Here is a 4,788-nt window from a genome sequence, read left to right as displayed (position 1 = left end):
TATGGCCTTTTTGGCCGCAATCTGGTATACTATAGAAAACGTTATCTGGAAGCAGCATGCTGACAGACGACGTCATGGATTTTACGCATCCGTACTTTTCTGCAAAGATGCGTCTGCGCAGACGAGGCGAAAGCACATTATACGACTACAGGCAGACTCTGTGCTTTTGCATGGAGTCTTTTTGGCATATCCGCAGGAGGAGACAGATTATGGAAACGAGAGTCGCATTGATCGGCATTATCGTAGGCAAACGGGAAGCGACGACGCAGCTGAATGAGCTGCTCCATGAGTATGGACAGTATATTGTGGGCCGAATGGGCGTACCCTATCGGGATAAGGATATTCACGTCATCAGCGTTATCGTCGACGCGCCGCAGGACATTGTAAGTGCCCTGTCCGGCAAACTGGGCATGCTTCCCGACGTCAGTACGAAGACGATTTATCCTCCCCTGCCGCAATAGGAGAAACTATGTTAAAAATTGCAGTATATGGCAAAGGCGGTATTGGCAAGTCGACTATGACCAGTAATCTGGCTGCCGCATTTGCCTATTTAGGAAAGAAAGTAATTCAAATTGGCTGTGATCCCAAAGCTGATTCGACGATGAATCTTCTGGGAGGTCATGTGCCGGAACCGGTTATGAATTATCTGCGCGAACACGACGAGGATCCGGAACGGATTGAAGAGATTTCCCGTGTTGGCTACGGCGGCGTGCTGTGTATCGAAACCGGCGGCCCTACGCCAGGTCTGGGCTGTGCTGGCCGGGGCATTATTGCTACCTTTGCTTTGCTGGAAGATCTGGGATTGTTTGAACAGTACGAACCGGATGTCGTGTTGTATGATGTGCTGGGCGATGTCGTATGCGGCGGCTTTGCCGCACCAATTCGTGAAGGCTATGCCGAACAGGTACTCATCGTGACGTCAGGCGAAAAGATGGCCCTTTATGCAGCCAATAATATTTATACGGCAGTGCAGAATTTTGCGGACCGCAGCTATGCCAGCGTGCGCGGGATTCTGCTCAACCGCCGCAATATTCCGGAAGAAGACGCCAAAGTGCAGGCCTTTGCAGAAAAGACAGGCCTGCCCATTGTCGGCGATATTCCGCGAAGTGATGATATTAACCGCTTTGAAGACCAGGGAAAGACCGTCATTGAAGGCGATCCGACCTTGCCGGTCAGTCAGCTGTTTTTAAACCTGGCCAGGACCTTATGGAATGACGAGGACAGAAAACGATGAAATCAGAACACGTACCCTATGCTATTACTGTTGATGAACTGGTTCAGCGCGGCCCTGAAGCCATTCCGTCTGAACTGGTATCATCGGCCCATCTTATTTATAACTCACCGGCAGCGCTGGCTTTCAACTCGCCAGGGGCACAGGGATTTGGCGTCAAGCGGGCCGGCCTGGCTATTCCCGGCTCAGTTATGCTTCTCGTCGGGCCGGGATGCTGCGGCCGGAATACGACGATTTTGAGCGAAATGGGCGGCTACAGCAACCGTTTCTTCTTCTATCTTATGGATGAAACGGATATTGTCACGGGCCGGCATCTGAAAAAAATTCCCCAGGCTGTATGTGAAATTGTCGATTCTCTGGCTGTCCGCCCGTCAGTGGTCATGATTTGCATGACCTGTGTCGATGCCTTGCTGGGAACGGATATGGAGCGGGTCTGCCGCAAAGCAGCCGACAAAGCAGGCCTTCCCGTCGTGCCCTGTTATATGTATGCCCTGACAAGAGAAGGACGCAAGCCGCCTATGGTCGATGTGCGCCGCGCCGTGTATTCTCTGCTGGAGCCGGCACCGCGCCATCGCCGGACCGTCAACATTCTCGGCTATTTTTCGCATCTCCGCGATACATGCGAGCTGTATGATATCTTAGAGCAGCTGGGGCTGCGGCAGATTCAGGAAATTTCCCGCTGTCAGAATTTTGCGGAATACCAGGCCCTGGCTCAGGCTAACTTCAACCTTGTCCTTCATCCGGAAGCCCGGCTGGCGGCGCTGGATATGGAAAAGCGCCTGCATATTCCCAGTATAGAGCTGACGAGGCTCTATCAGATCGATAAAATTCACCGCCAGTACCAGGCCTTTGCCAGTGCCCTCGGCGGCAGCATAGACGATGGGGCACAGCTGCAGGAAACGGAAGATCTGGCGGCACTGATGAAATCACGGTTCAGCGGCGTAACGGCAGCTATTGGGGAAATGCAGAACGGCAATGCCTTTGATATGGCTCTGGCTCTGACGCAGTGCGGTATGATTGTAAAAGAACTGTATGCCAATGTCAGTGCTGCTGATTTTCCGTATTTGCGAAAACTCCGGGAAATCAGCCCTCATACGCTGGTGTATTCCAATCTTTCACCGTCTATGCTCTACTATGAAGGCAAAGAACATCCTGTTGACCTGACGATTGGCAAAGATGCGGCCTATTATCATGATGATGCGGCTCATGTGCTGTGGAACGAAGAAGTACAGCCTTTTGGCTATGACGGCGTACGGGAATGGTTCCGGCAGATTATGGCAGCTCTGGAAGGGAGGAGACGGGCATGAAGGGATTATGGAAATATATATCGCCTTTTGCACCGGACCAGTCCGGCGCGGCGGCAGTGCTGTACGGCCTGGGCGGCATTGTCGTCGTCTGCGATGCCGGCGGCTGTGCCGGCAATATCTGCGGCTTCGATGAGCCTCGCTGGTTCAGCGGCGGCAAAAGCGCCGTCTTCAGTGCCGGTCTGCGGGATATGGATGCCATTCTGGGCCGTGATGACCGGCTCGTAGATAAACTGGTTCAGGCTGCAGAAACGATTCCGGCATCCTTTGCCGCCATTATCGGCACGCCTGTGCCGTCCGTCATCGGCACGGACTATCGTGCTCTGCGGCGCATGGCGGAAAAGAAGCTGCATATGCCTGTTCTGACTATCGATACGACGGGCATGGCCTTGTATGATGATGGCATAGAAAAGGCATATAATCAGCTGTTTCGCACTTTTGCCGATACGGCGGAAAAACGGCACGACGGGACTGTCGGCGTCATCGGAGCGGTGCCGCTGGAACTTTCCCGTCCCCAGGAAATAGAAGACATTCGGCAGGAGCTGAACGAAGAAGGATGGCAGCAGGTCCTGATGTACCATGACTTGGATGATTACAGGCATGCCGGCCGGGCCAGCCTGAATCTTGTCGTATCGCCGACAGGCCTCAAAAGTGCCCGGTATTTGCAGAAAACCTTCGGCACGCCTTATAAACCCTGGTATGTTGGCCTGCGCCGCTATATTGCCGATGATACGGTATTTGCTGGCCGGCAGGTCCTGATTATTCATCAGCAGACTGCTGCCAATGGTCTGCGCAGCCTGGCTGAAGAAGCCGGTGCCGAACAGGTTACGGTGGCTTCATGGTTTATGCAGCCTGAAGCGTACCGGCGTCCCGGCGATATTGTCCTGAAAGAAGAAGACGATCTGCAGGTTCTGGCCGATAACGACCGGTTTGACGTCATTGCAGGCGATGCTTATTTTCAGAAGGCCCTGCCTCACTTTAAAGGATTATATATCGATATTCCCCATTTTGCCGTATCTGGGAGAGGCTGAGTATGTATACGGAAATTATTTCAGTATTTGGCATCGTACAGGGCGTTGGCTTTCGTCCTTTCGTGAGCCGCCTGGCCCGGCGCCTGGGGCTGTATGGCTCGGTCTGCAATAAGGGATCTTATGTGGAAATTATCCTGCAGGGGACCGCTGAAAGGCGGCAGCAGTTTCAGGAAAACCTGCAGAAACAGGCGCCGGAACGGTCGGCCATTCTGGCCGTTCATACGGAACAGGCCGAGCGGCCGCCATATACAGATTTTGCAATTATTAAAAGCGAAAGGGAGAGGGGAGATATTTTCGTTTCTCCCGATATAGCCATTTGCGACCGCTGTAAGGAAGAGCTCTTTGATCGGTCTAATCGCCGTTATTTGCATCCTTTTATTAACTGTACGGCCTGCGGGCCGCGTATGACTATACTGGATTCCATGCCTTATGACCGGGAACGAACCAGTATGGGCGAATTTCCCATGTGTCCGGCCTGCCGTACGGAATATGAAGATCCGCTTTCGCGGCGATATGATGCCCAGCCGGTCTGCTGCAATGACTGCGGCCCGGAAGTATATCTGCTGGGCCGGACAGAACGGCGGCATGCGGCGATTACGGAAGCCCGCCGTATCCTGAGCAGCGGTGGCATCGTCGCTGTCAAGGGAATCGGCGGATTTCACCTGTGCTGTGATGGAACGAATGAAGCTGCCGTTCAGCGGCTTCGCCGCCTGAAAGGGCGGCCCGTCAAGCCCCTGGCAGTCATGATGAAAGATCTTTCTGTTGCAGCGCGGGAATGTGTGCTGACGACAGAAGAAGAAGCGGTGCTCGACGGACCGCAAAAATCGATTCTCCTACTCCATCGCCGTCATGGCGGGCAATTGTGCCCGTCTGTGGCGCCGGGAAATCCCAAAGTTGGCGTCATGCTTCCTTATGCACCGCTGCAGCTTTTGCTGTTTACGTATGACGACGGTCTTACCATGCCGGACTGTCTGGTCATGACCAGTGCCAATGCGTCAGGGGCGCCTATTTGCCGGACTGATGACGATGCGGCAGCGGAACTGACAAACCTGTGTGATGCCATATTGTCGCATAACCGCCGTATTCTCCTGCGGGCCGATGACTCGGTCATGGACTGGTATGACGGCAGGCCCTATATGATACGCCGGTCCCGGGGCTATGCGCCGCTGCCGTTTTTTGTGGGCAAACCGACGAAGAAAGCCGATATCCTGGCTGTCGGCGG

The 4,788-nt window shown here is 53.9% G+C and carries 5 protein-coding genes; all 5 read left to right on the top strand.

Going from position 1 to position 4,788, the window contains the following annotated elements; all coding sequences use genetic code 11:
• Positions 1 to 209 precede the first annotated feature (209 nt).
• Positions 210 to 461 (top strand): TM1266 family iron-only hydrogenase system putative regulator, encoded by a 252-nt coding sequence (locus tag Q3886_RS08370; RefSeq protein ID WP_301860908.1) that lies wholly within the window; start codon positions 210 to 212, stop codon positions 459 to 461.
• Positions 462 to 469: 8 nt separating this feature from the next.
• Positions 470 to 1,234 carry a nitrogenase iron protein NifH gene (locus tag Q3886_RS08365; protein WP_301860906.1) on the top strand — a complete coding sequence of 255 codons (765 nt, stop codon included), beginning with the start codon at positions 470 to 472 and terminating at the stop codon, positions 1,232 to 1,234.
• Positions 1,231 to 2,538, top strand: a complete 1,308-nt coding sequence (locus Q3886_RS08360; protein WP_301860905.1) for a nitrogenase component 1 — start codon at positions 1,231 to 1,233, stop codon at positions 2,536 to 2,538. Before Q3886_RS08365 ends, Q3886_RS08360 begins: the two co-directional genes overlap by 4 nt.
• Positions 2,535 to 3,566 carry a nitrogenase component 1 gene (locus tag Q3886_RS08355; RefSeq protein ID WP_301860904.1) on the top strand — a complete coding sequence of 344 codons (1,032 nt, stop codon included), beginning with the start codon at positions 2,535 to 2,537 and terminating at the stop codon, positions 3,564 to 3,566. The genes Q3886_RS08360 and Q3886_RS08355 overlap by 4 nt, the downstream gene beginning before the upstream one ends.
• A gap of 2 nt (positions 3,567 to 3,568) precedes the next feature.
• Positions 3,569 to 4,788: Sua5/YciO/YrdC/YwlC family protein (locus tag Q3886_RS08350; RefSeq protein ID WP_301860902.1), on the top strand; the 1,220-nt coding region annotated here is incomplete at its 3' end.

This window comes from uncultured Megasphaera sp., from assembly GCF_958350005.1.
In the GTDB taxonomy this organism is placed as follows: domain Bacteria; phylum Bacillota; class Negativicutes; order Veillonellales; family Megasphaeraceae; genus Megasphaera.
Note: the sequence above shows the minus strand (reverse complement) of the source record. Positions and strands in the feature narration are given on the sequence as shown.

Coding starts and splice junctions, on each gene's coding strand:
- Q3886_RS08370 (WP_301860908.1), top strand. CDS start 210: ATGGAAACGAGAGTCGCATTGATCGGCATTATCGTAGGCAAACGGGAA.
- Q3886_RS08365 (WP_301860906.1), top strand. CDS start 470: ATGTTAAAAATTGCAGTATATGGCAAAGGCGGTATTGGCAAGTCGACT.
- Q3886_RS08360 (WP_301860905.1), top strand. CDS start 1,231: ATGAAATCAGAACACGTACCCTATGCTATTACTGTTGATGAACTGGTT.
- Q3886_RS08355 (WP_301860904.1), top strand. CDS start 2,535: ATGAAGGGATTATGGAAATATATATCGCCTTTTGCACCGGACCAGTCC.